Raw genomic sequence first — 23,575 nt, forward strand, 5'->3', positions numbered from 1 at the left:
GCCCTCTATTTCATTGTAAGCGTGGTTGGAGAGTGACGAGAATGCCGGGTCGCGAACGAATTGCCGTTATCGGCCTGGGCTATGTCGGGCTGCCGCTGGCGTTGGCGCTGGCGCGTCAATTCGAGACCATCGGGCTCGACATCGACAGCGGGCGCGTGCGCGAGCTGCGCGGCGGGCACGACCGCACCGGCGAGATCGAGGACGCAAAGCTTTCGGCGAGTACGCTCACGCTGACCGACCGGCCCGAGGATTGCGCCGGATACGATGTCTATATCGTCACTGTGCCGACCCCGGTCGATTCCGCCAACCAGCCCGACTTGCGGCCGGTGGAGAGCGCGACGCGGACCGTGGCCGGACTGATCGATCCGGCGCTTCGGCCGACCATCGTCTACGAAAGCACGGTCTATCCGGGTGTGACCGAGGAGGTCTGCGCCGCGCTGCTCGAGGAGGCGGGGCTGGTGCGCGGGCGCGACTTCCGGCTCGGCTATAGTCCGGAGCGGATCAATCCGGGCGACAAGGTTCATACCGTCGACAAGATCGTCAAGGTCATCGCCGGCGAGGACGACGAGGTGTGCGCGCAGCTCGAGCGGATCTACGGCGCGGTGACCGAGGCGGGCACGTTCCGGGCCGCGTCGATCCGCGCCGCCGAGGGCGCGAAGGTTATCGAAAACGCGCAGCGCGACATCAACGTCGCCTTCATGAACGAGGTGGCGCGGATCATGGCCGACGCCGGCGTGTCGGCCTGGGACGTGCTCGACGCGGCGCGGACCAAGTGGAACTTCCTGCCGTTCGAGCCGGGGCTGGTTGGCGGCCACTGCATCGGCGTCGACCCGTTTTACCTGGCGCATCTCGCCGAGAAGCTGGGCCATCAGCCGCAGGTGATCCTGGCCGGGCGCGACACCAACGACACGATGGGGGCTTGGATCATCGATCGGCTGCACGCGCGGCGCGGCGGCAAGGCAGGGCGGGCGCTGGTGCTCGGGCTGACGTTCAAGGAAAATGTACCCGACCTCAGGAACAGCCGCTCGGCCGACCTCGTCGAGCGGCTCGAATACCTCGGTTATGACGTGGCGATCGCCGACCCGGTGGCCGATGCCGACGAGGTTCGCCAGACCTACGGCCGGGCGCCGGTCGAACTCCCGGCCGAGGGGTTCGACCTCGTGATCGGCGCGGTTCGCCATGCGCCGTACCAGGCGATGGGCGCGCACGAGCTGGCGGCGATGGTCGCGCCGGGCGGGACGATCGCCGACATCAAGGCGATGTGGCGCGACCAGCGCGGCGAAATCGGCCGCGATTACTGGAGCTTCTGAGCACGTGTTGCAGTCAGTACCAGTCAGGCCAAGCACCAAGCAGCGCTTCATTCTGCGGAGGCGCTTCGAGTTTCTCGGCGCGCTGGTCATCGCCGCGCTGCTGCCGTGGGCGGCGATGCGCTGGCTTGTCGATGATCCGACCTTCACCCCGGCGGCGTTCCACAATTCGATGATCGTCAACGCGGTGGCGATCTTCATCGCGCTGTGGACCCGAATGTCGGTCGAGACCTATCCCGGGATCCGCTCCGGCCAGACGATCTTCCCGGCGATCCTCGCCAGCCACGCGCTGGTGATTGGCGCCTTGCTGTTGCTGCGGCTGCCCTATCACCGGCCGACCCTGCTGGCCGGCTTCGTGCTTCACTTCCTGTGGGCCTATGCGATCTATTTCTTCGTCGCGCGGCGGCTTCGGCCGCGGATCGCGATCGTTCCGCTCGGTCACGCCGAGGAATTGCGCGACATCGACAGCGTCGACTGGGTGCGGCTGAGCCGGCCCGACCTGTCGCAGGTCGACGGCTGCAACGCGATCGTCGCCGACTTCAGCGCGGAATTGCCCGACAATTGGGAGATGTTCCTTGCCGACGCGGCGCTTGAGGGGCGGGTGGTCTACCAAGTCGAGCAATTGCGCGAGTCGCTGACCGGGCGGGTGCAGGTGCGGCACCTCTCGGAGAACAGTTTCGGCAGCCTAGTCCCGGCGCGCGCCTATTCGACCATCAAGCATGCCGCCGACTGGCTGGCGGCGCTCGCCGCGATGCCGCTGGCGCTGCCGGTGATGGCGCTGTGCGCGCTGGCAATTTTGCTCGACGACGGCGGGCCGGTGCTGTTCCGCCAGCGCCGCACCGGCCAGGGCGGGCGGCAGTTCCGGGTGATGAAGTTTCGCACCATGCGGGTCGATCACGCGCCGGACGGATCGCGCGAGGCGGCGATGACGCTCGACCGCGACGTGCGGATCACCCGGGTCGGCGGGTTCCTGCGCCGCTCGAGGATCGACGAGTTGCCGCAATTGTTCAACATCCTGAAGGGCGAGATGAGCTTCATCGGGCCGCGCCCGGAGGCGGAAGTGCTGTCCGCCTGGTATACCGGGGACATCCCCTTCTACCGCTATCGCCATGTCGTCCGCCCCGGGATCACCGGCTGGGCGCAGGTCAACCAGGGCCATGTCGCCGAGGTCGCGGAGATTTTCCTCAAGACCCAGTACGACTTCTTCTACATCAAATATTTCTCGCCGTGGCTCGACGTGCTGATCGCCTTCCGGACGGTGAAGACGATGCTGACCGGCTGGGGCGCGCGCTAAGCGGCTTTAGACGGTAGCGGGATACGCCGGGGCCGGGCGGCGTTCAGGTCGCGGGGCGGGAAGGAACACAGCTTGGCCATCATCACCGCCATCGGCACCGCGACCGGGGCGCAGGACATCCACCAGCCGTTTGTCGACTGGGCGGCGGCACGGATCGACGATCCGGCGCGGCAGCGGCTGTTCACGCGGATGGTGGCGCGAGCGGGGATAGCGCATCGTTTTTCGGTGCTGGAGCCGACCGCGGCGGGCGGAAGCCCGGTGGAGGCCGGCGGGTTCTACGCCGGTCTGCCGCTGCCCTCGACCGCGGCGAGGATGGTGCTCTACGCCGAGCATGCGCCGGAGCTCGCGCTACGCGCCATTGCTGACTTGCAGGGCCGGGCCGAGCTCGGCGACATCACGCACCTCGTGGTCGCCAGCTGCACCGGCTTCGTCGCGCCGGGAATCGACCAGATCATCGCCGCCCGGCTCGGGCTGAGCGGAAGCGTCGAGCGGCTGCTGATCGGCTTCATGGGCTGCTATGCCGGCGTGACGGCGCTGCGCAGCGCTCGGCATATCGTTCGGTCGGACCCAGAGGCGCGGGTGCTGGTGGTGGCGGTCGAGCTGTCGACGCTGCACCTCGAGGACACGGTCGAAATAGAGCCGCTGCTCGCCATGCTGCAATTCGCGGACGGGGCGGCGGCGGCGCTGGTCACCGCGGACGGGCCGGGGATGGAGCTGGGCGAAGGATTTTCGCTGGGGCTTGCGGACAGCGCCGAGCTCATCAGCTGGACGATCGGCGACCAGGGGTTCGTGATGCGGCTGTCGGGCGAGGTGCCGGGGCGGATCGGCGAGGCGCTTGCCGACGAGGCGCACCGTGCAGTGCTGAGCGGCGGCCGGCCGGTGGGCGAGATCGACAGCTGGGCTGTGCACGCGGGCGGGCGATCAATCCTCGATTCGGTCGAGCATGGGTTGGGCCTTGGCGCAATGGCGCTGGACTCGTCGCGCAGGGTGCTGCGCGACTTCGGCAATATGTCCTCGGCGACCGTACTGTTCGTGCTGGCGCGCGAAATGGCGGCGCGGCCGGCGAGTGGGGTGGCGCTGGCGTTTGGGCCCGGATTGGCGGCGGAAGGCGTCCGCTACGGCTGGAGCGGGTGATGCTGCGCGAGCGGAGAATCGCCGAGGAGCTGATGGATGCCGAGGATCTGCCGGCGGAGACCTATGCCGCGGTGCTGGCCGACCTCGAGCGGGTCAATCGCTGGACTCTGGCGACGCGGCCGACGCTGCGCTTTCTCGAGCGCTCGATCGGGGATCGGCGATCGATCCGACTGCTCGATGTCGGCTTCGGGCGCGGCGACATGCTTCGGCGGATCGCGCGCTGGGCGGAGCGGCGCAGGATCGCGGCCGAGCTGGTCGGGATAGATCTCAATCCGCGCAGTGCCGCAATTGCGTCAGCGGCGACGCCGGATGCGGCGGCGATCGACTATCGCACCGGCGACTATCGCGACCTCGCGGGGGAGGGGTTCGACGTCGTCGTATCGAGCCTCGTGGCGCATCATATGACCGGCACCGAGCTGAACGATTTCCTGCGCTTCATGACCGCGGAGGCGCGGGTCGGCTGGCTGGTGAACGACCTGCACCGTCACGGCTTCGCCTACGCCGGTTATCCGCTGCTGGCGCGAGTGATGGGCGTGCATCCGATCGTTCGGCACGACGGGCGGCTGTCGATCGCGCGGTCGTATCGGTCCGGCGAATGGCGGGCGCTGCTCGCCGCGGCCGGTGTGCACGGCGCGCGAATTGGGCGCGTCTTTCCGTTCCGGCTGGCCGTATCATGGATCCGCTGATCGTCGGCGCCGGGCCCGCGGGGAGCGCGGCGGCGATCGTCCTTGCGCGCGGCGGCGCACGGCCAGTGATCCGCGAGCGCGCGACGGAGACGGGCGACGCGTTGTGCGGGGGCTTCCTGAGCTGGCGGACCTGCGAGACGCTGCGCGGGCTTGGAGTCGAGGCAGCGGGGCTCGGCGGGCATCCGGTGCGGGAACTGGCGCTGTATGCACAGGGCAAGGTCGGGATTGCCAAGCTGCCTGCGGCCGGGGTCGGCCTGTCGCGGCGGGCGCTCGACGAAGCGCTGTTGATGCGTGCGGTAGCAGAGGGCGCACGCATCGAGCGCGGAGTCCGCTTGCTGTCGCTCGAGCCGGACGGCACGGCGCGGTTCGAGGGTGCGGTCGATGCTCGCGACGAGAGCCTGTTCTTGGCCACCGGCAAGCACGACGTGCGCGGGCTGCCACGGCAGGCGGCGCGCGGCGGCGGCGACCAGTCGGTCGGAATTCGGCTGCGGCTCGCGCCTTCGCCGGCGTTACACGCCGCGCTTAGCGGCAAGATCGAGTTGCACCTGTTCGAGCGCGGCTATGCCGGGCTGGTGCTGCAGGACGGCGGCAGCGCCAACCTGTGCATGGCGGTCAAGAAATCGCTGCTGCGCGAGCGCGGCGGCACGCCGGTTGCGCTGCTCGAAGCGCTGGCGGCGGGGAGCGACGAGCTGGCGACTCGGCTCAACTCCTGGGACCGCGGCGCACCAATCGATACGATCGGTGCGGTGCCATACGGCTGGATTGCGCGGGACGGCGCGCCGGGCCGCTTCCTGCTCGGCGACCAGGCGGCGTGCATCCCTTCGCTGGCCGGCGAGGGCGTCGGGCTGGCTCTGGCGAGCGGGGTAATGGCGGGCGAGCATTGGCTGCGCGGCGGCGGGGGGTCGCCCCCGGCGTTCCAGGCCCAATTTGCGCATGCGGCGGCGCGGCCGGTGATGACCGCCCGGGTCATCGCGGCGCTGCTCGAGCGGCCTTCGAGTGCGCGCGCGGCGCTTGCGCTGGTTCGCCTGTGGCCCGGAGCAGCAGACGTCGCGGCGCGGGCGACGCGGATCGCTGCCCGCTAGCCATTGCGCGGCGGCCCCGCCCTGCTAGCGTGGCGGCGGGGGGCCTCGATGCGTTTTCGGATACCGCAACCGATCCACGGCTGGCGCCAGTTTGCCGGGGAAGTGGGCATCATCGTTGTCGGCGTGCTGATCGCGCTCGGCGCACAGCAAATTGTCGAAGACCGCAGCTGGGCGGGGCAAATCAAGGAGGCGCGGACCAGTCTCGACGCGCAGCTGATCGATTCCAAATATGCCGCGATGGAACGGGTGGCATCTGCCTGGTGCGTCGAGCGCCGGCTCGACTTCTTCGATGAGGTCGTCGCCGGGCGGCGTCCGGCCGCCGGGCTCGACACCAAGGTCTCCCCGCTGCGCTTGTGGGGCACTTCAGCCTGGGATGCAGCTACCGCATCCGGCGCCGTGGCGCGGATGCCGGCGGCACTTCGCAACGATTATGCCGGCCTGTTCAGCTTCTCGGAGGCGCTCAACGAGATCAATAGCAATGAGTTCAGCGAAAGCGGCGGGCTCGGGACGCTGGAACGGCACGGCAATCTGACGGACGTCTCGAGGGACCGCCTGGCGGAAACCATCGCCAGGATGCGCACTTCCAACAGGATTTTGAAGCTTGGCGCGCAACAGTGGCTCGAGGGAGCAAAGCCGCTCAATCTGTCGGAGGAAGGTTTCGCCGAGGACCTTGCCAAGGCGAAGCAGTGCAAATTGCCGGACGGCACGGTGATCACGAAAGGCGCAGCATGAACGCTCGGCGGATTTTTTTCCTGCTGATGATGGGGCTGATGATCGGCATGATCATTTTCGCCGGGTGACGGCGGCGGCGCCGTTCGGCGCGGCAAGCGTGGGGGCGTAGCATCATGAAATTGATTCCGGCGAACGGGTGGCGCGGCTTCGCCGGCGAGGTCGGGGTGATCGTGCTCGGCGTGCTGATTGCGCTTGGCGCACAGCGGATCGTCGAGGACTATAGCGACCGACAGCGACTTTCGAGCACGCTCGACGCGATCCGGACCGAGGTCGCCGACCACGATTTCAGCGCGAGCGAGATCCAGATTGCGGCGCCGTGCATCGTGGCGCAGGTGGAAGCGATCCAGCAACGGTTGGCCGCGGGCGACCCAAGGCTGGTGCCGCTATACAGAGACGCCGATTTTTCGGACGGCTATGTGGTGCGCTTGCCCAGCCGGTTGTGGTCGGGGGTCGCTTGGCAATCGGTCAGCGAAGCCGACACGCTGCGCCGCTTGAAGCCCGATTTCGCCGCGGCCATGGCGCCCTATTACGCGCAAGTCGCAAGTGCATCCGGCACGAACGACGAAGCATGGGCCGCGCACGTTTCGCTCAACGTACTGGGGCGAATGGTGCCGCGCAGCGAGAGCGATCGATTACGCTTCCTCGAACTTGCCGGGATATTGCGCGGTAAGATCGCGTTCCTCGACCTGGTTTCGGGCCAGATCCGCTACCGGCTGGGACAGACCGGTCAATTGCTGAGTGAGAAGGACCGCAACGCAATGCTCGCCAATAGTGGGACTCTGAAATTCTGCCGCGAGCGCGGGCTGCCGCTGGGCGTCGTCCGGCCGGTCAGCGCGCCCCAGAGCTGAAGTTTCGGTCGCCTAAACGTCGATCGCCTCTTCCTCGACGCTCGCGGCCTGGCTCTGGATGAACTGGAAGCGGTGCTCGGGGTTCTTGCCCATCAGCCGCTCGACCAGGTCGCGAACCGGCTGGCGGTCCTGATATTCGGCGGGAAGCGTGATGCGGATCAGCGAGCGGGTCGCCGGGTCCATCGTCGTTTCCTTGAGCTGGTTGGGGTTCATTTCGCCGAGGCCCTTGAAGCGCGCAACCTCGACCTTTTTGCCCTTGAACTCGCTTGCTTCGAGCTCGGCGCGGTGCGCGTCGTCGCGGGCGTAGAGCGACTTGGCACCGCTCACCAGCCGGTAGAGCGGCGGCTGGGCGAGGAACAAATGGCCGCGGCGAACGAGCTCGGGCATTTCCTGGAAGAAAAAGGTCATCAGCAGCGTCGCGATATGCGCGCCGTCGACGTCGGCGTCGGTCATGATGATGATTCGCTCGTAGCGCAGCGCATTCTCGTCGAACTTGTCGCGCAGCCCGCAGCCGAGCGCGAGGGCAAGGTCGGCGATCTCCTGATTGGCGCGGATCTTGTCGGAGGTGGCGCTGGCGACGTTGAGGATCTTGCCGCGGATCGGAAGGATCGCCTGGGTCTTGCGATTGCGCGCCTGCTTGGCGCTGCCGCCCGCGCTGTCGCCCTCGACGATGAACAATTCGGTGCCGTCGGCGCCGTCGATCGAACAGTCGGTGAGCTTGCCGGGCAGGCGCAGCTTGCGCGCCGACGTGGCGGTCTTGCGCTTGACCTCGCGCTCGGCGCGGCGCTTCAACCGCTCGTCCATGCGCTCGAGGACCGCGCCGAGCAGCGCGCGGCCGCGGTCCATATTGTCGGCAAGATAATGGTCGAAATGATCGCGCACCGCGCCCTCGACGAAGCGCGCTGCCTCGAGGCTGGTTAGCCGGTCCTTGGTCTGGCTCTGGAAATGCGGGTTGCGGATGAACACGCTGAGCATCAGCTCGATGCCGTTCATGACGTCGTCAGCGGTAATGTCCTTGGCGCGCTTGTTGCCGACCAGCTCGCCGAATGCGCGCAGTCCCTTGGTCAACGCCGCGCGAAGCCCGGCTTCATGGGTGCCGCCGTCGGGGGTCGGGATGGTGTTGCAATAATAGCGTTCGTCGCCGCCCTCGGTCCACAGCGGCCAGGCGACCGCCCATTCGGCGCGGCCCTGGTCGTCCGGAAAATCCTGGCGTCCGGCGAATGGCGGCGCAGTGAAACATTCGCGGCCTTCAAGCTGCTCGGCGAGATGGTCGGCGAGCCCGCCCGGGAACTGGAACACGGCTTGTTCGGGAACGTCGATCGAGGCCAGCGACGGGTCACAGCGCCAGCGGATCTCAACGCCGGCGAACAGATAAGCCTTGGAGCGGGCGAGCTTGTACAGTCGCTCGGGGCTGAATGCCGCGTCCTTGCCGAAAATATCGGAATCGGGGGTGAAGGTGACGCTGGTGCCGCGGCGGTTGGGCGCGGCGCCGACTTCCTCGAGCGGCGAAGCGGCGAGGCCCCGCGCGAAGGCCTGACGGTAGAGCTTCTTGTCGCGCGCGACCTCGACGATCGTCTCGGTCGAGAGCGCGTTGACGACGCTGACCCCGACTCCGTGAAGCCCGCCCGAGGTGGCGTAGGCCTTGCCCTCGAACTTGCCGCCCGAGTGAAGCGTGGTGAGGATCACCTCGAGCGCCGACTTGCCGGGATATTTGGGATGCGGGTCGACGGGGATGCCGCGGCCGTTGTCGGTGACCGTCAGCCGGTTGCCGGGCTCGAGCGTGACCTCGATCCGGCTGGCGTGGCCGGCGACCGCTTCGTCCATCGCATTGTCGATGACTTCGGCGGCGAGGTGGTGGAGCGCGCGCGCGTCGGTTCCGCCGATGTACATGCCGGGGCGGCGGCGCACCGGCTCGAGACCCTCGAGGACCTCGATCGCGCTGGCGTCGTAATCGGATGGCTGGCTCGCGCTCGAGCCGGGTTGGAACAGGTCGGACATTAAGGGAACGCTATGGAACGGCGCGCGCCCCGTGCCAAGCGCCCGACCGGTGCGAGGCGACTATTTCAGCAGATTGTCGAGCGCGTAGCGGCCGGCGCCGCGGGTGCCGAAGTAGAGGCCGAGGAAGACCAGGATCGCCGCCGGCCAGATGCCGGGGACGGGGTCGTTCCAGTGCACCATCCACACCGCGACGGCGAAATTGAATGCGGTGATGAGGCCGAACCAGCGGGTCAGCAGGCCGAGCACGAAGGCGATTCCGGCGGCAAACTGGGCGTAGACCGAAAGCGGCGCCATCAGTTCGGGCGCGACGAAATTGAACTGGGTGAGGAACTTGGCGAACTCGCCCATGCGCTCGGCGCTGAACACGTTGTCGTGGCTCTGGTAGATGAGGAACCCGCCGGTGACGAGGCGCAAGAGAAGCAAGGCGGCGTCGGCGAACCGCTCGTTGCCCGACAAGGTGATGAGATTGTTGCGCGCCATGACGTTGCTCCCCCGAACGAGCCTTCAGGCTAGAGCGGTCGGGAGTGCTGGCAAACCCCTTTCGACCGGTCGACGAACAACGCAAAAATTGCGTGATCGGTCTTGAAATCCGGCGGTTTCCTCCCATTTCCTCGCGTGCCGGCTGCCTGCTGAGGGGCCGGCGACGGGCGGGCCGCGCCAAGCCGGCCGTCCCTCCCGCCAGTTGCTCAAACTAGGAGGACTGAACATGCGCAGTGCATTCGATTTCGCCCCGTTTCGCCGCTCGACGATCGGTTTCGACCGGCTGTTCGACCTGCTCGAGAACAGCGCCGCGGGCGCAGGCGGCGAGAACTACCCGCCGTTCGACCTGGTCAAGGTCGACGACAACAAATATCGAATCGATCTCGCCGTTGCCGGCTTCAAGCCGGACGAGGTCGACATCACCGCCCAGCAGAACCAGCTGGTGGTGACTGGCCGCAAGGGTGACGACAATGGCGCGGACTATATCCACCGCGGCATCGCCACCCGCTCGTTCGAGCGCCGCTTTGGCTTGGCCGACCACATCCAGGTGACCAGCGCCGACATGAAGGACGGCCTGCTGTCGATCGAGCTGGTGCGCGAGATCCCCGAGGCGATGAAGCCGAAGAAGATCTCGATCGGTGGGACCGAGCCCAAGGCCGAGCAAATCGAGGCTGGGGCCCGCGAAACGGCCGACGCCTAGGCCTTCAACCTGACGGAGCCCCGGCCGCATGACGGCCGGGGTTCCAATCGGACTGGCCGCCTACGCCACGTCCCAGCCGAGCGCGACTCGGCCCGACAGATCGAGCTGAGGCCCCAGCTGCAGCGGGTGGAAGCGGGCCGCCTGGACGTCGCGAAAGGCGCGCTCGAGCCCGGACTTGCGGTAGAAGCTCATGCCTCCGGCCAGCTCCATCGCTTTTTCGACCGTGGCGATGGCGTGGCGCCCGACCAAAGTCCGTCCGGCCATCGCCGTGCTGGTGGTCTCCATTCCCGGTTCGGCGTGCTCGGCGATCTCGACCATATGGCGATGGGCGAGACGGGCCGACAGCAATTCCAGCTCCATCTCGCCGGCGCGCCGGGCGCTGTTGGCGTCGGCCGGGCGCTTGGCAACGGCCGCGACCGCCGCATCGCGGGCGCCTTCGGCGATGCCGAGATAGGCCGCGTAGATCAGCGCGAAAGCGATCTTCGAAATGACATGGAACAGCATGTGCCATTCGCCCGCCGGTCGGCGCCCGCTGATCGCGGCGTCGGCGACGAACACGTTGGTCAACTGGATGTCGTTCGACCCGGTCCCGCGCATGCCCATCACCTGCCAGGTGTCGAGATGCGCGACCCCGTCGCCGCGCAGCGGGACGGCGAAATGGAGCACGGTCGGGCCGGCGTCCGGGTCGTCGTAGACCGCGCTGGTGACCAGCAGGTCGCCGGACGGCGAGCCGCTGGAGAAGGGCTTGCGCGCCGTGACTCGGAAGCCGCCGTCGACCTTTTCCGCGACGCCGCCGCTTTCCAGCCAGTCGGAACCGCCGCTGGAAACCAGCGACAGGTCCTCCGCGGCGACGCGCTTGAGCAGTCCCTCGGTCGGCGCCTGCTGGTACTTCCACCGCCAGGCGGCGGCGGCGACCAGGTGGCAGTGCATTGAGAATGCCAGCGCGGTCGAGCCGCAGGCAGCGCCGATGATGCGGATGACGTCGCACAATTCGGCGATCGACGCGCCGCCACCGCCGAACTCGGTCGGCACCAGCGCCTTGTGGAATCCGGCTGCCTTGAGCGCATCGAGATTGTTGGCGACGAACTCATCGCTCCGGTCGTGCACCGCCGCCCTGTCGGCAAAGCCGGTCGCGAGTTCGTAGGCGCGGTCGGTCCAGCTGGCGGTGTCGTTGTTGACGATGGAAAGCATGTTTCTGCTCCTCGGTTGAAATATAAACGAATGGCGCGGTCAGCACGAGGGGCGCGGCTTACAAGCGATGGAGCGCCCGCTCATGCTGACGTTGAAGGATCATCCCACCAGGCTGTCGCCAGCCGTGTCGAGGATGGTGTGCGACAGATAGGGGGCGAGCAGTCCCCGCGTGGCGCGGGCGATCCACGACCAGCCGACTCCCGAGAGAAAGATCAGCAATTGGAAGGGCAACGGATATTGTTGATGCGTAAGCGCCCACATCGCCGACGCGACGAGCGCGGCTGGCCAGAAGCCGAAGACGGCGCTCAGCGCGACAAGGACGAAGCCGCGGTAGACGAATTCCTCGTAGAAATTGGAGAAGAGATTGCCGGCCACCTTCCACGGATCGAGGCCGATCCAGCGCACGCCGTCCGGCATCGTCAGCTCGACCAGCGCGAGGAGCCCGGCCAGCGCCGCCAGTCCGCCGACCGCGCCGAGCGCCAGCGCACGAGGCGAGGTCGAGCCGAGCTGCGGAGCGGGTAGAAGCCGGGCGGCGACGAGTGCGCCCCAGAGCGCAGCGGCGACCGCGGCCATCAACGTCGAGTAAAGCAGGAGGTGCGGCAGGAACATGCCGCGAAACCCTTCATAGGCGGGGTTGCCGAGCCAGCGCATGCCGGCACCGAGCAATGCGTCATTGGGCGCAAAGCCGGTTGAATACACGACCACTACCGCACCGATCAGCAGCGCGCGATGCGTGAGGGTCAGCGGGCGGGCGGGGTTTGCTTGGTAGGACATGAGGTCGCCTTTCCAACGGAGTAGTGCGATGCGCCGGCCGACCGCCGCGTTGCGGTGGGGCCGGCGCCGGCGAGGTCACCAGGCGAGCTGGAAGCCGGCCCGGGCGCCAATTTCGCCGCTGTTGGCGGAATAGCCGACCCCGGCCGAAACCGACGCGGTCTGGCTGACCGCCGCGGCAATCGCGGTGGCAAAGCTGGTCTTGCCGTTGAAATGGCCGACCCCGCCCGACAGCGCGAACCGCGCGTCTGCCGGGATCGAGGGCGTTTCCATCGCCAGCGCCATGGCCACGCCCTCATTGGCCTTGCCGGCATCGCGCCGCGCCGTGTCGGAGAGGTCGTAGAGATCGTCGAACTTGCTCTCCAGCGCCGTGAAGCGGGTGTTGTAGCCAGCCGTCGCAGTCTGCAGCGCGGTGATCTGCGTCGTGTGCTGGCCGACGGTGCCCTGGAGCGAGGTAATCGCCGTGGAGTGCGAGCCCTGGGTCGTCTGCAGCGCCCCGATCTGGGTAGTGTGCTGGGCGACAGTCGGGATCAGGGTCGTGTTGCGCCCGACCGTGCCCGAGGCATCGACGGTCATAACATCGATCGCGCCGGTCTGCGCGGCCGTCGAGGCGGCGATGTCGCCGACGGTGACTGAGCTGCCGGCGGCACCGAGCTTGACCTGGTTGGCGCGCGTGCTGGCGGCGTTGGCACCGATCGCCGTCGAGTTGGCGAAGTTGGCCGTGGCGTTATTGCCAACCGCAACCGTATTCGCCGCCGTCGCCCCGCTGTTGGCGCCGAGAGCGAGCGAATTCAGCCCGGTGGCCCGGGCATTATTGCCGACTACGGTAGCGGCGTCGGCGAGGGCCTGAGCGTCGTGACCGAGGGCGATCGCGTTCATACTGTCGGCGCCGGAACCGTAGCCGAAAGCAATGGCGAATTCGCCGGTGGCATTAGCGGAATCGCCCATCGCCATCGAGTCGTCGCCCGACGCGTTGTTCGAATTGCCGATGGCGATCGCGCCGCTGGCGGTGGCAAAGGCCGCGCTGCCGATGGCGACTGCGCTATTGCCGCTGGCGCGGGTAGTGTCGCCAAGGGCGATGGCGCCGCCGCCGGAGGCGGCCGAGTTGTAGCCGACCGCCGTCGATGCTCCGCCGGAGGCGCTCGCGGCATTGCCGACCGCGGTCGCATTGGTTGCGCCGGCGCTGCTGATCGCGCCGCATTCGGTAGTTCCCGCCGCGGCGGCGTTATTGCATTCCGGCGTCGCATCGGCACGGGCAGTGGCCGGGAACAGGGCAATCATCATCGTTCCCGCAAGCAGGCGGATCATGGTCTTCGTGTTCATCTTCTATCCCTTCGGTCCGGCATCGCAGCCGGTGGTGAAGCCGCATCATTGCGGGCTGGGGATCGGATAAGCGGCGCTGGCGACGCGCCCCAGTTCAGCAACTGAAGCTCACCGCTACAGAAAGTGAATCGTGGCGGTATAGTTACTGAACTAGCCAGGCGCCGTGCCGACTTGATAGCAAGGGCGCACGATGATCGTGGACGAGGGAGAGGTACGATGCCCGAACGCAGCTATGGCCAGTTCTGCCCGGTCGCGATGGCCGCCGAGATTTTGGCGACCCGCTGGACGATCGTCCTGCTGCGCGAGCTTCTCGCCGGCTCGACGCGGTTCAACGAATTGCGCCGCGGCGTGCCGCGGATGTCCCCGGCGCTGCTGTCGCAACGGCTCAAGGAACTGGAAGAGGCCGGCGTCGTCGAGCGGGTGCCTGTCGCGAAAGAGCCGGGAGTCAGCGAATATGTACTGACGGCCGCCGGACGCGAGCTCAAGCCGATCGTCGAGGCGTTCGGATGCTGGGGCCAGCGCTGGGTGTCGAGCAAGCTGTCGCTGCAGCAGCCCGACGTCAATCTGCTGATGTGGGATATGCGCCGGGGCCTGAAGCGCGAGCCGATGCCCCAGCGGCGCTGTATCATGCAGTTCCAATTCTCCGGCGAACCGGCGGCGACGCGCAATTGGTGGATCGTCGCCACCCCCGGCGAGCCGGCGGAATTGTGCTGCGTCGATCCCGGCCACGACGTCGACCTTTACATCGCGACGGACGTCCGGACGATGGCCGCGATCTGGATGGGGCACGATATTGTGCGCGACGCTCGCGACGCCGGACGGCTGATGCTGACCGGGCCGGATCGGCTGGTCGCGCAATTCCAGAGCTGGCTCGGCCTGAGCCCGTTCGCGACGGTCGAGCGGCCGCTCGCCGCCTGACGACCTCTACTTCATGACCGCCGTCGGGCGCGCCTTGTCGCTGACGATGCGAATCCGCTGTGTCTTGTCCGGATCGAGATATTGGCGGGCCAGCGCCTGGAGGTCGGCGGCGGTGATCGACTTCAGCAGCGCCTCGCCGGTGCGCGCCCGATCGAGCCGGTGCGCCTTGGTCTGGGCGGTCGCCACGAAGCCCAGCCAAAAGGCGTTGCGGAGCCGCGCGCGAGCCATCGATTCGAGCATCGGCGCACGGGCGCGGTTGAAGATGTCGGCGCTGACCGGCGACTCGCGAAGCGCCGCCGCGACCCGGCGGAACTCGGCCTCGACCCGGTCGGCCTGGGCCGGATCGACCACCGAGCTGACGGTGAGGATGCCGTAATCGGGGAAGGATTCGGACATCACCGACCCGGCCGACACGCCGTAGGACGCGCCAAAATTCTCGCGCACGCTTTCGGTCAGCATCAGGTCCATCACGCCGGTCAGCAGCGACATTCCAATCTCGCGCTTGAAGTCACGGTCGTCGGCGGTCGGCCAGGCCAGCGCGACCATCTCCTGGTCGCGATTGCCGGTGTGGGTGAGGACCAGCGGCGAGCGGTCGCTGCGGAACAGCGCGCGGCGCGCGCCGGGCGCCACGGGAGCGGTATCGGCGCGTCTAGGTAGCGCGCCGAAAGTCGCGGCAACGGCGCGGATCGCGGCCGCTTCGTCGAGGTCGCCGACGAGGCCGATCTCGAGCGGTGCCGATGCGGCCAGCGCGGTGAGCACCGGGCGCGCGTCCTCGAGCCGAGTTGCCTGAAGCATCGCCGCAGGGGCGATCCCGAAGCGCCAGTCGCCCGACGCCAGATAGGCCGGAACGCGCGAGGCAAGCACGCCGCCCGGGCTGGCGTCGATCTGTTTCGACATCACCGGCACCAGATTGGCCCACTGGCTGGCGGCCTCGGGGCGGAGGCCGGGGTCGGTGAGATAGGCAGCGCTGAGCTTCATCTGCAGCGCGAGCTCGTCGGGCGAGACGGTGCCGGCGGCCATCAGGGAGTCGGCCTGGACGCTCCAGCCGGGCGTCACGCGCTGCCCGGCGGCGAGCGTGCGGATATCGTCGATCGAGTGTTTTGCCGTACCGGCCAGGGTCGCCAGCGAGCCCAGCATCGCGGCCATCGTCGGACGGTCGACCGGCAGCGCGAGCAGGCCGCCGCCGAGGCGGGCTGAGAAGACGATCTTGCCGCGCTCGAAGTCGGTCTTCTTGAGATTCAGCCGAACGCCGTTGGCGAAGCGCAGCGTGCGGATGCCGAGATCGGCGATCCGCCGGTCCTCGACGATTGCGCCGGGCGCGCCGAAGCTGTCGTAGGCGAACTTCAGGGCCGCTTCGGCGGCCGGCGCGGCGACCGCCAGCCGGGCGCTCGCGCGATAGGCCTCGGCAACATCAGGGGCTCCGATGCGCTCCTTGGCGCTGACGTGGACGAGCGGCGCGCTGGAGGCCCACAGTTCGCGGAAGGCGGCGTTAACCTCGGCCAGCGTGATGGTTGGCGCAATCGACTGCCAATAGCCTTGGCGGAAGGCCGGGGTGGTGACGTGGTTGCGTGTGCCAACGACGTTGAGGATCGCCGCGGCGAGCGCCTGGTGGCTGCGTGCGTCGGCCTGCTCGACCGCGTTCTTGAGGAAGCCGCTGTTCTCGGCTTTCTGCAGCTCGAGCTCGGCGGCGGTGAAACCATGGGTGACGGCCCGGCGAAGCTCCTGCTCGGCGATGGTCAGCGCCTCCTTCCAGGCGCCGTCCTTGGCGACCAGCCCGAAGCTCACTCCAAGGGCGGCGTCCTCGATGTCGTTGTCGATCAGGCTGGCGCTCAGCAGGGGGGAGTCGGGCGCGGTGATGAGCCGCTGGAGCCGGCGGTTGAAAGCGGTCCGGGCGATGCCGCGCACGGTCGCGAGGCGGCGCTCGGCAAGCGTGTCGACCGGTTCGCGCCACGGCCGGTAGGCGGTGATCGAGATGGTCGTTGCGACCGATTGATGGACGAAGGTGTCGAAGGCCGGGCCGCGCTTGAGATCGACCTTGCCGCGCGGCAGCGGGACGCGCTCGCCGCCGGCCGGAGTCCAGCTCGCGAAGCGATCGCGGATCTTGGCCTCGATCCGCTTCGGATCGGCATCGCCGACGAACACCAAAGTGGCGTTCTCCGGCCGGTAGTAGCGGCGATAGAGCGCCTTCAACCGCTCGGCCGGGGCGCCGCGGAGCACCGGCTCGGTGCCGATCGGCAGGCGCCGCGGATAGGGCGTGTCCGGAATCTGGAAGGCGATGCTGTCCATCACCTGCGCCAGCTGGAAGGTGTTGCGGACTCGCCGCTCGCCGAGGATCACGCCCCGCTCGCGCTCGACCGCCGCCGGGTCAAACGCGATCTCGCTCGCGACCTCGCGCATCAGCATCAGGGCGGTGTCGACCTGCTCGTCCTCGACCTTGGGCAGATCGAGCATGTAGAGCGTCTGGTCGAAGCCGGTCTGGGCGTTGTTGTCGGGGCCGAACTTGAGGCCCTGGCGCTCGAGGATCCTGACCATTTCGCCCTCGGGGACGTTGGTCGAACCGTTGAAGGCCATGTGCTCAATGAAGTGGGCGAGGCCGCGCTCGTCCTCATCCTCGCCGATAGAGCCGAACTCGAAGCGCAGTCGGACCGACGCCGTGCCCTTGGGGAAGCCGTTGCGGCGGATGGCATATTTCATGCCGTTGGGCAGGGTGCCGTAGATGATCGACGGGTCGGGCTGGATGTCGGTAAGAGCCACGCCCCAGCCGTTGGCGCGCGGCGCCTGGGCAGCGGACGGCTGGGCCAGCGCAACGGCGGCGGCGGTAAGAGCAAGCAGCAAGCGGATCATCGACGCATACACTTTCCTTGGGCGGGAGCCGTCGTGCCGCGCATCGCCCGCCAGTGCCACACTGCTTCGACGAAGCGCGGCGCCTAGCGGACGCGCGGACCGCCGAACGGCAGCGGCGGCGGCGGGCGGCGATCGCGGCGCGGAAGCTGCGCCTGATAGGCGACTCCGCAATGCTGCACGCAATAGGGGTAGCCCGGGTTGGCGGCCTGGCCGCAGAAATGGAAATCCGGCTCGCCCGGGTGGCCCATCGGCCAACGGCAGACGCGGTCGTTGAGATCAAGCAGGCTGGTCTTGTCGGCGACCTCGGCGCTCGGCTTGGCCGGGACCAGCCGGCGCGGCGGAGCCGGCGGGATCGGCGCCTGGGTGTCGCCCGGGCCCTGGCGAATGAACCCGCCCGGCCCGACCGACCGATACTGGACATTGGGATCGGGCTGCGGCTGCGAGGCGCGATGCGGCATCACCGGCGCTTGTTGCTGGGCGAAGCGCGGGCCGGCACCGCTGGGAGCGTCACCGGGCGCGATGTCGTCGGCATGGGCCGAGCTCTCGGCGGGCTCGGACCGCTGCGGAGCCGGCGCGGGCTTGGGCGCGGCCTTCTTCGGAGCCGCGGCCTTGGCCGGTTTGGCGGCATCCTTTTCCTCGCCCGGCTTGACCGGCGACGGGCGCGATTCGAGGCCGAGGCGGTGGGCCTTGCCGATCACCGCATTGCGGCTGACTCCGCCCAACTCATCGGCGATCTGGCTGGCCGTGGCGCCCTTGGCCCACATCGACTTCAGCCGCTCGATTCGCTCTTCGGTCCAGGACATTGACTCAAAACACTCCGTTGCGAGTTGCTCGCTTGCGCCGCTGCCGATAGGCGATTGGCTGATGATCGGCCAGACCCCCAGCCCCGACGCGCCCCGCCGGCCCCGCGCCGGGCTCGGCGAGACGACCTTGAACGGGGTCAATTGGGGAGGACTCAGGACCCTTTATATCAAGGAGGTGCGGCGCTTCTTCAAGGTCCAGATGCAGACCGTGTGGGCGCCGGCCATCACCACCCTCCTGTACCTCATCATCTTCACCGTCGCGCTCGGGCGCTCGGGTAAGACCGTGATGGGCGTTCCGTTCGCCGATTTCATCGCCCCGGGCCTGATCGTTATGGCGATGCTCCAGAACAGCTTCGCCAACGCCAGTTTCTCGCTGTTGGTCGGCAAGATGCAGGGAACGATCGTCGACTATTTGATGCCGCCGCTATCGGTCGGCGAGCTCATCGCCGGGCTGGTCGGGGCGGCCGTCACTCGCGCTTTGCTGGTCGGCTTTGCAGTGTGGCTGGTGATGCTCGCCTGGCCCGGAGTCCACGTCACCGTGCGCGAACCGCTGACGCTGCTTTATTTCGGGCTCGCGGGGTCGCTGATGTTGGCCTTCCTCGGGCTGATCACGTCGATCTGGGCCGACAAGTTCGACCATGCGGCGATGGTCACCAACTTCGTGGTCGCGCCCCTCTCGCTGCTCAGCGGCACCTTCTACGCCGTCGACTCGCTGTCGCCGGGCTTTCAGGCGGCGAGTCACGCCAATCCGTTCTTCTACGTCATCTCCGGCTTCCGCCACGGCTTCCTCGGGGTCTCGGATTCGCCGCTCGTCGTCGGCGCGCTAGTCCTCGCCGCAATCAACGTCATCCTGCTGCTGGCCTGCGTCACGCTCCTCAAGCGGGGCTGGAAGATCAAGAACTGACTTTTTTCCTGCGCGGTGATCCAGCGGGGCGCCCGGACCCGTCTAACTCCTGACCAACCATCGGAGGAGTAACGAAATGAACGGGATGCCAGTCACGGAAATGATCCTCGGGATGACAGCGGGCTGCCTGCTGCTGATCGGGGCGATCCAGATCCTGCGGCTGATCCAGACCTGGATCACGCACAAGACGATCCGCCGGACGATCGACAAGGACCCGTCGCTCGCCGTCGGGATGCTCGCTCGTCTGGGCGAACCGGGCAGCTCTGCCGGCGACGACCGCACCGGAGTGGTGCTGATCGCCATCGGGTTGGCGATGATCGGCGCGACTGTGCTGGTCGGCGATGCGACATGGCTTCGCTACGGGTTGGGAGCGGCGCTGTTCCCATTGCTGGTCGGCGGTGCCTTGTGGCTGCGCCAGTCGCTGGCCGAGCGGGCGGCGCAGCGTGCCGCCGGGGAATGAGGAAGATTTCGCCCTGGCGCAGCGCTCGGCAGCCGGCGACACGACCGCGTTCGCATTGCTGGTCGAGAAGCACGAGCGGCCGCTGCGCGCGTTCCTCGAGCGGTTGGCGGGCGCTGACGGCGACGACCTCGCTCAGCAGGCGTTCCTCAAGGCGTGGCGTTCGGCCGGGCAATATGACGGCCGGGCACGCTTCTCGACATGGCTCACGCGGATCGCCTGGCGCTGCCGGCTCGATCAGTTGCGCCGGCGTCAACCGGAGCCGGTCGAACCGCCAGTCGCGGTCGACCACCATCGCCCCCTCGAGGTCGCCGATTTGCTCGCCCGTCTCGGCGAGCGCGAGCGGGCAGCGCTGATCCTCTGTGAAGGCCATGGCTGGACTCATGGCGAGGCCGCGACACTGCTGGCAATTCCGCTTGGGACGCTCAAATCGACAATTGCGCGCGCCAAACGACAGTGCCGGCAAGTATGGGAAGCAAGCGATGACTGACGACGGTTTCGAGATCTGGCTCAAGTCGACGCTGGTGCCCGCCGAGCGGCCGCCCGACCGTGACTTTACGCTCAAGGTCGATGCGTTGGTGAGGCTCGACCAGCGGCTGGGTGCGGAGAGCAAGGCGGCGCTGGCCGGTTTCGCCCATCGGGCGCTTGGCTTCGCGGCAGTGGCGGCAGCGCTGGTGTGGCTGGTGCGGTCCCCCCGGATTGACGCCACAATCGCCGACTCGCCCGACCTTGCGGTGGCCGGATTGATCGCCATCCTTGTCATGCTGGTGCCGCTAATTGCCGGCCCGCGCCACAGCACCGCAGGGTCGCGCGCAGCAAAATCAGAGGCTTAGCCGTTTCGGAGGCTGAACGAGCGATAACCAGCGCGTTCAGACCGCTCTCAAGCCGCACGTCCTAGAAGATGCTCACCACCCGCTCGAGAAGGAGAGCATCATGCGTACCAAGCTTCTGACTGCCGCCGCGTTTGCGATTGCCGCTGCCGCTCCGGCCGCCGCCCAGTGGGCGCCCCCGCCGCCGCAGGGCTATGGTTATGGCCAGCCGGCCTACGGCTACGGTCAGCAGGGATATGGCCAAGTCAACCACGGCCAGTTCCGCGCGCTCCAGGTGCGGCTTGACCGCGCCCAGCGCACGATCGACCGGCTCGACCGCCGCGATGTGCTGTCGAACCGCGAGGCGCGTCGCCTGCGCGAAATGAGCTGGGACGTGCGCAACGATCTGATGCGCGCCGCCCGCGACGGTCTCAACTACAGCGAGTTCCGTCGCTTCGAGATGCGGCTCGGCCAGCTCGAGTTCCGCATCAATCGCGAGGCGCGTGACGGTAATCGCTACGGCAATCAGGCCTATGCCTATGCCGACCGTGACCGCGACGGCCGTCCCGACCGCTGGGAAGACGACCGCGGCCGCGATCACGATGGGCGCCGCCACCGCGACGACGACGATTAAGTCGAGGCGCGACGAATGACGGGAAGGGCGGGGTCCGCGGGCCTCGCCCTTTTCATTTGCGCGGGGGCCGAGATATAGGCGCTCGCGAAATCCATCCCGCTTCGGAGACCTGCCTCATGGCCATTACGCCGCTCATGCCCGTCTATCCGCGCTGCGAGGTCCGGCCGGTCCGCGGAGAGGGCATCTGGCTGTACGGCGAGAATGGCGAGAAATATCTCGACTTCGCGAGCGGCATCGCGGTCAATCTGCTGGGACATGGCCATCCGCACCTGACGAAGGCGATCCAGCAACAGGCGGAAACACTGATCCATGTCTCCAACCTTTACGGCTCGCCGCAGGGCGAGGCGCTGGCGCAGCGGATCGTCGATCTGACCTTTGCCGATACGGTGTTCTTCACCAACTCCGGGGCCGAGGCGGTGGAGTGCGCGATCAAGACCGCGCGGCGCTATCACCATGCCGGCGGCAACCCGCACAAGAACGAGCTGATCACTTTCAAGAATGCCTTCCACGGCCGAACCATGGCGACGATCAGCGCGACCGATCAGGAGAAGCTGCGCGACGGATTTGCGCCGCTGCTCGAGGGGTTCAAGGTGGTCGAGTTCGACAATCTCGACGCCGCCTTGGGAGCGATCGATGGACGGAGCAGTGGTTTCCTAATCGAGCCGATCCAGGGGGAGGGGGGCATCCGGCCGGCGAGCCGCGAATTCCTACACGGGCTGCGCAAAGCGTGCGACGAGCAGGATCTGATGCTCGTTTTCGACGAGGTTCAGTGCGGCGTTGCGCGCACCGGGCACCTTTATGCGTATGAATATTACGGAATCGCGCCCGATATCCTCGCCACGGCGAAGGGCATCGGCGGCGGCTTCCCGCTGGGCGCGTGCCTGGCGACCGAGAAAGCGGCGCGCGGGATGGTGATCGGCACCCACGGCTCGACCTATGGCGGCAACCCGCTGGCGATGGCCGCCGGCCAGGCGGTGCTCGACGTCGTCGCCAACGACGAATTCCTCGCCGAGGTGCGCGCCAAGGGCGAGCGGCTGCGCTCGGCGCTCGAGCAGATGATCCCCAATCACAGCCATTTGTTCGACAGCGTGCGCGGGGTCGGGCTGATGCTGGGCCTGAAGCTCAAGAGCGACAGCCGCGCCTTCGTCAACTGGCTGCGCAGCGAGGGCATCCTGCTGGTCGCGGCGGGCGAGAACGTGGTCCGGATCCTGCCGCCACTGACGATCGACGAGGCCGACATTAGGACGTTCGTCGACGGCCTGTCCGCGGCGGCCGACAAGTACCGGTTGCCGGACGCGGCGTGAGCGCCGGGGCCGACCAGGCGCTCGGCTTCACCATCCCCGGGCGGCACGCGCGCGGGCGGCTGGTGCGCGTCGGGGCAACGCTCGACACGATCCTCGCCAACCACGACTATCCGCCGCCGATCGCGCAATTGCTGGCCGAGGCGCTGGCGCTAACAGGCTTGCTCGGCACCTTGCTCAAGGACCCGAGCGGCCAGCTGACGCTCCAGGCGCAGACCGAGAAGGGCATCGTCGACCTCCTGGTGTGCGACTATCTCGCCGGAGCGCTGCGCGGCTATGTCCGCCACGACCCCGACCGGCTGGCGGAGGCGGGACCCGACCCCAACCTCTTCTCGCTATTCGGCAAGGGCTATCTGGCGATCACCTTCGACCAGCCAGTGACCGCCGAGCGCTACCAGGGCATCGTGCCGCTGGAAGGCGAGGGGCTGGGCGAGGCGGCGCAAAGCTATTTCGCGCAATCCGAGCAGATCCCATCGCTGGTCCGGCTGGCGGCCAAGTGCGGCGAGGACGGGCGCTGGGTCGCGGGCGGACTGATGCTGCAGCATCTGCCCGAGGGCGAGGAGGGGCGCGAACGGCTCCACACAAGGCTCGACCACCCCGAATGGCCGCACCTCGCGATCCTCGGCGGTTCGGTCAAGGACAGCGAGCTGCTCGACCCCGAGCTGCCGCTCGACCAATTGGTGTGGCGGCTGTTCCACGACGAGGAGGAGGTGCGGGTGCTGGAACCGGTGCCGCTGTCGCGCGGCTGCCGCTGCGACCCCGACTATGTGCGATCGGTCATTGCCCGCTTCCCGGCGGAAGAGCAGGCGGCGATGGTCGGCGAGGACGGGCTGATCCGCGTCGACTGCGCGTTCTGCGCGACCGACTTCCCGATCGACCCGGCGGAATTGCAATAGCGCTGGACGCGGGCGGTCAGCCTTCTTTAATCTAACGCAAGTTAAGTTTTTTGTATGCGAGTCGCTGTGAAGATTCCCGCTTTTGTCGCCGTCCCGGTTGCCCTCCTGTCACTGGGCGCGGCGCTTCCGCCGTCGTTGCAAGGCAGCGGCCTGTGGGAAGTCGGGACCAAGGCGAGCGGCGCCGGGGCCGGCCGCCATTGCCTCGCCGACACCGCGCTCCTCACCCAATGGGAGCATCGCGGCGCGCAATGCACGCGGGTCGTGCTGAGCGGCAACCGCGACCGGTCCGAGGTGCAATACACCTGCCCGGCGGGCGGCTTCGGCACCAGCCGGGTGCAATTGCTGACCCCGCGCAGCGTGCGCATCGAGACCCAGGGCATCTCGGGCGGGCTGCCGTTCGGCTACACCATCTATGCCCGCCGGCTTGGCCCATGCGGGCCCGTTAAGCGATAGTTTAAGCTTC

At 67.8% G+C, this 23,575-nt stretch carries 24 protein-coding genes; 17 read left to right on the plus strand and 7 right to left on the minus strand.

The window, feature by feature from the left end; all coding sequences use genetic code 11:
• Positions 1-41: 41 nt before the first annotated feature.
• From D0Z60_RS03275 to D0Z60_RS03305, 7 genes are all read left to right on the plus strand, one after another.
• Positions 42-1,310: a nucleotide sugar dehydrogenase gene (locus D0Z60_RS03275; RefSeq protein ID WP_118856929.1), complete on the plus strand. Its 1,269-nt coding sequence runs from the start codon at positions 42-44 to the stop codon at positions 1,308-1,310.
• A gap of 7 nt (positions 1,311-1,317) precedes the next feature.
• Positions 1,318-2,601: a sugar transferase gene (locus D0Z60_RS03280; protein WP_162888052.1), complete on the plus strand. Its 1,284-nt coding sequence runs from the start codon at positions 1,318-1,320 to the stop codon at positions 2,599-2,601.
• Positions 2,602-2,673: 72 nt separating this feature from the next.
• On the plus strand, positions 2,674-3,735 hold the full coding sequence (locus D0Z60_RS03285) for a type III polyketide synthase (protein ID WP_118856931.1): 1,062 nt from the start codon (positions 2,674-2,676) through the stop codon (positions 3,733-3,735).
• Entirely contained in the window at positions 3,735-4,421 is a 687-nt protein-coding gene (locus D0Z60_RS03290; RefSeq protein ID WP_118856932.1) for a methyltransferase domain-containing protein, read from the plus strand. Before D0Z60_RS03285 ends, D0Z60_RS03290 begins: the two co-directional genes overlap by 1 nt.
• Complete coding sequence (locus D0Z60_RS03295; RefSeq protein ID WP_240325525.1) at positions 4,409-5,503, plus strand: NAD(P)/FAD-dependent oxidoreductase; 1,095 nt, start codon at positions 4,409-4,411, stop codon at positions 5,501-5,503. The genes D0Z60_RS03290 and D0Z60_RS03295 overlap by 13 nt, the downstream gene beginning before the upstream one ends.
• A gap of 48 nt (positions 5,504-5,551) precedes the next feature.
• The gene (locus D0Z60_RS03300) at positions 5,552-6,235 is read left to right on the plus strand and encodes a hypothetical protein (RefSeq protein ID WP_162888053.1); all 684 of its coding nucleotides are present in this window, start codon (positions 5,552-5,554) and stop codon (positions 6,233-6,235) included.
• Positions 6,236-6,348: 113 nt separating this feature from the next.
• The gene (locus D0Z60_RS03305) at positions 6,349-7,083 is read left to right on the plus strand and encodes a hypothetical protein (RefSeq protein WP_118856935.1); all 735 of its coding nucleotides are present in this window, start codon (positions 6,349-6,351) and stop codon (positions 7,081-7,083) included.
• Between the two features lie 12 nt (positions 7,084-7,095).
• On the opposite strand, the gene parE is transcribed toward D0Z60_RS03305, so the two are convergent.
• Together parE and D0Z60_RS03315 are read right to left on the minus strand one after the other, a co-directional pair.
• Entirely contained in the window at positions 7,096-9,081 is a 1,986-nt protein-coding gene (parE, locus tag D0Z60_RS03310) for a DNA topoisomerase IV subunit B (RefSeq protein ID WP_118856936.1), read from the minus strand.
• Between the two features lie 60 nt (positions 9,082-9,141).
• Positions 9,142-9,561 carry a DoxX family protein gene (locus D0Z60_RS03315; protein ID WP_118856937.1) on the minus strand — a complete coding sequence of 140 codons (420 nt, stop codon included), beginning with the start codon at positions 9,559-9,561 and terminating at the stop codon, positions 9,142-9,144.
• 226 nt (positions 9,562-9,787) lie between these two features.
• Here D0Z60_RS03315 and D0Z60_RS03320 point away from each other — a divergent pair, with 226 nt between their 5' ends.
• Complete coding sequence (locus D0Z60_RS03320; RefSeq protein ID WP_118856938.1) at positions 9,788-10,261, plus strand: Hsp20 family protein; 474 nt, start codon at positions 9,788-9,790, stop codon at positions 10,259-10,261.
• A 60-nt stretch (positions 10,262-10,321) separates the two neighbouring features.
• Here D0Z60_RS03320 and D0Z60_RS03325 read toward each other — a convergent pair whose 3' ends face one another.
• The 3 genes from D0Z60_RS03325 to D0Z60_RS03335 form a co-directional block, all read right to left on the minus strand.
• Positions 10,322-11,452, minus strand: a complete 1,131-nt coding sequence (locus tag D0Z60_RS03325; protein WP_118856939.1) for an acyl-CoA dehydrogenase family protein — start codon at positions 11,450-11,452, stop codon at positions 10,322-10,324.
• 99 nt (positions 11,453-11,551) lie between these two features.
• Entirely contained in the window at positions 11,552-12,226 is a 675-nt protein-coding gene (locus tag D0Z60_RS03330) for a CPBP family intramembrane glutamic endopeptidase (protein ID WP_118856940.1), read from the minus strand.
• Between the two features lie 75 nt (positions 12,227-12,301).
• Entirely contained in the window at positions 12,302-13,546 is a 1,245-nt protein-coding gene (locus D0Z60_RS03335) for a YadA-like family protein (RefSeq protein ID WP_162888054.1), read from the minus strand.
• Positions 13,547-13,762: 216 nt separating this feature from the next.
• Here D0Z60_RS03335 and D0Z60_RS03340 point away from each other — a divergent pair, with 216 nt between their 5' ends.
• A complete protein-coding gene (locus tag D0Z60_RS03340; RefSeq protein ID WP_118856942.1) occupies positions 13,763-14,464 on the plus strand; it encodes a winged helix-turn-helix transcriptional regulator in 702 nt (233 codons plus the stop codon).
• Positions 14,465-14,470: 6 nt separating this feature from the next.
• On the opposite strand, the gene D0Z60_RS03345 is transcribed toward D0Z60_RS03340, so the two are convergent.
• Together D0Z60_RS03345 and D0Z60_RS03350 are read right to left on the minus strand one after the other, a co-directional pair.
• A complete protein-coding gene (locus D0Z60_RS03345) occupies positions 14,471-17,308 on the minus strand; it encodes a M16 family metallopeptidase (RefSeq protein WP_162888055.1) in 2,838 nt (945 codons plus the stop codon).
• Between the two features lie 83 nt (positions 17,309-17,391).
• Positions 17,392-18,111, minus strand: coding sequence for a GcrA family cell cycle regulator (locus D0Z60_RS03350; RefSeq protein ID WP_118858414.1), 720 nt, complete (start codon positions 18,109-18,111; stop codon positions 17,392-17,394).
• Between the two features lie 61 nt (positions 18,112-18,172).
• Between D0Z60_RS03350 and D0Z60_RS03355 the strand changes: the two genes are divergently transcribed.
• The 8 genes from D0Z60_RS03355 to D0Z60_RS03390 all read left to right on the plus strand — a co-directional run bounded on the left by D0Z60_RS03355 (position 18,173) and on the right by D0Z60_RS03390 (position 23,565).
• Positions 18,173-19,015 (plus strand): ABC transporter permease, encoded by an 843-nt coding sequence (locus D0Z60_RS03355; RefSeq protein ID WP_118856944.1) that lies wholly within the window; start codon positions 18,173-18,175, stop codon positions 19,013-19,015.
• Between the two features lie 76 nt (positions 19,016-19,091).
• Positions 19,092-19,475 (plus strand): hypothetical protein, encoded by a 384-nt coding sequence (locus tag D0Z60_RS03360; protein ID WP_162888056.1) that lies wholly within the window; start codon positions 19,092-19,094, stop codon positions 19,473-19,475.
• Positions 19,459-19,962 carry an RNA polymerase sigma factor gene (locus tag D0Z60_RS03365; RefSeq protein ID WP_162888057.1) on the plus strand — a complete coding sequence of 168 codons (504 nt, stop codon included), beginning with the start codon at positions 19,459-19,461 and terminating at the stop codon, positions 19,960-19,962. Before D0Z60_RS03360 ends, D0Z60_RS03365 begins: the two co-directional genes overlap by 17 nt.
• Positions 19,955-20,305, plus strand: coding sequence for a hypothetical protein (locus D0Z60_RS03370; protein WP_118856947.1), 351 nt, complete (start codon positions 19,955-19,957; stop codon positions 20,303-20,305). The genes D0Z60_RS03365 and D0Z60_RS03370 overlap by 8 nt, the downstream gene beginning before the upstream one ends.
• 100 nt (positions 20,306-20,405) lie before the next feature.
• Positions 20,406-20,915, plus strand: a complete 510-nt coding sequence (locus D0Z60_RS03375; RefSeq protein ID WP_118856948.1) for a hypothetical protein — start codon at positions 20,406-20,408, stop codon at positions 20,913-20,915.
• A gap of 116 nt (positions 20,916-21,031) precedes the next feature.
• On the plus strand, positions 21,032-22,219 hold the full coding sequence (locus D0Z60_RS03380; protein WP_118856949.1) for an aspartate aminotransferase family protein: 1,188 nt from the start codon (positions 21,032-21,034) through the stop codon (positions 22,217-22,219).
• Positions 22,216-23,112 (plus strand): Hsp33 family molecular chaperone HslO, encoded by an 897-nt coding sequence (gene hslO, locus D0Z60_RS03385; protein WP_118856950.1) that lies wholly within the window; start codon positions 22,216-22,218, stop codon positions 23,110-23,112. The genes D0Z60_RS03380 and hslO overlap by 4 nt, the downstream gene beginning before the upstream one ends.
• A 66-nt stretch (positions 23,113-23,178) precedes the next feature.
• Entirely contained in the window at positions 23,179-23,565 is a 387-nt protein-coding gene (locus D0Z60_RS03390) for a DUF3617 domain-containing protein (protein WP_118856951.1), read from the plus strand.
• Positions 23,566-23,575: the final 10 nt, after the last annotated feature.

This window comes from Sphingomonas mesophila (assembly GCF_003499275.1).
GTDB lineage: Bacteria > Pseudomonadota > Alphaproteobacteria > Sphingomonadales > Sphingomonadaceae > Sphingomicrobium > Sphingomicrobium mesophilum.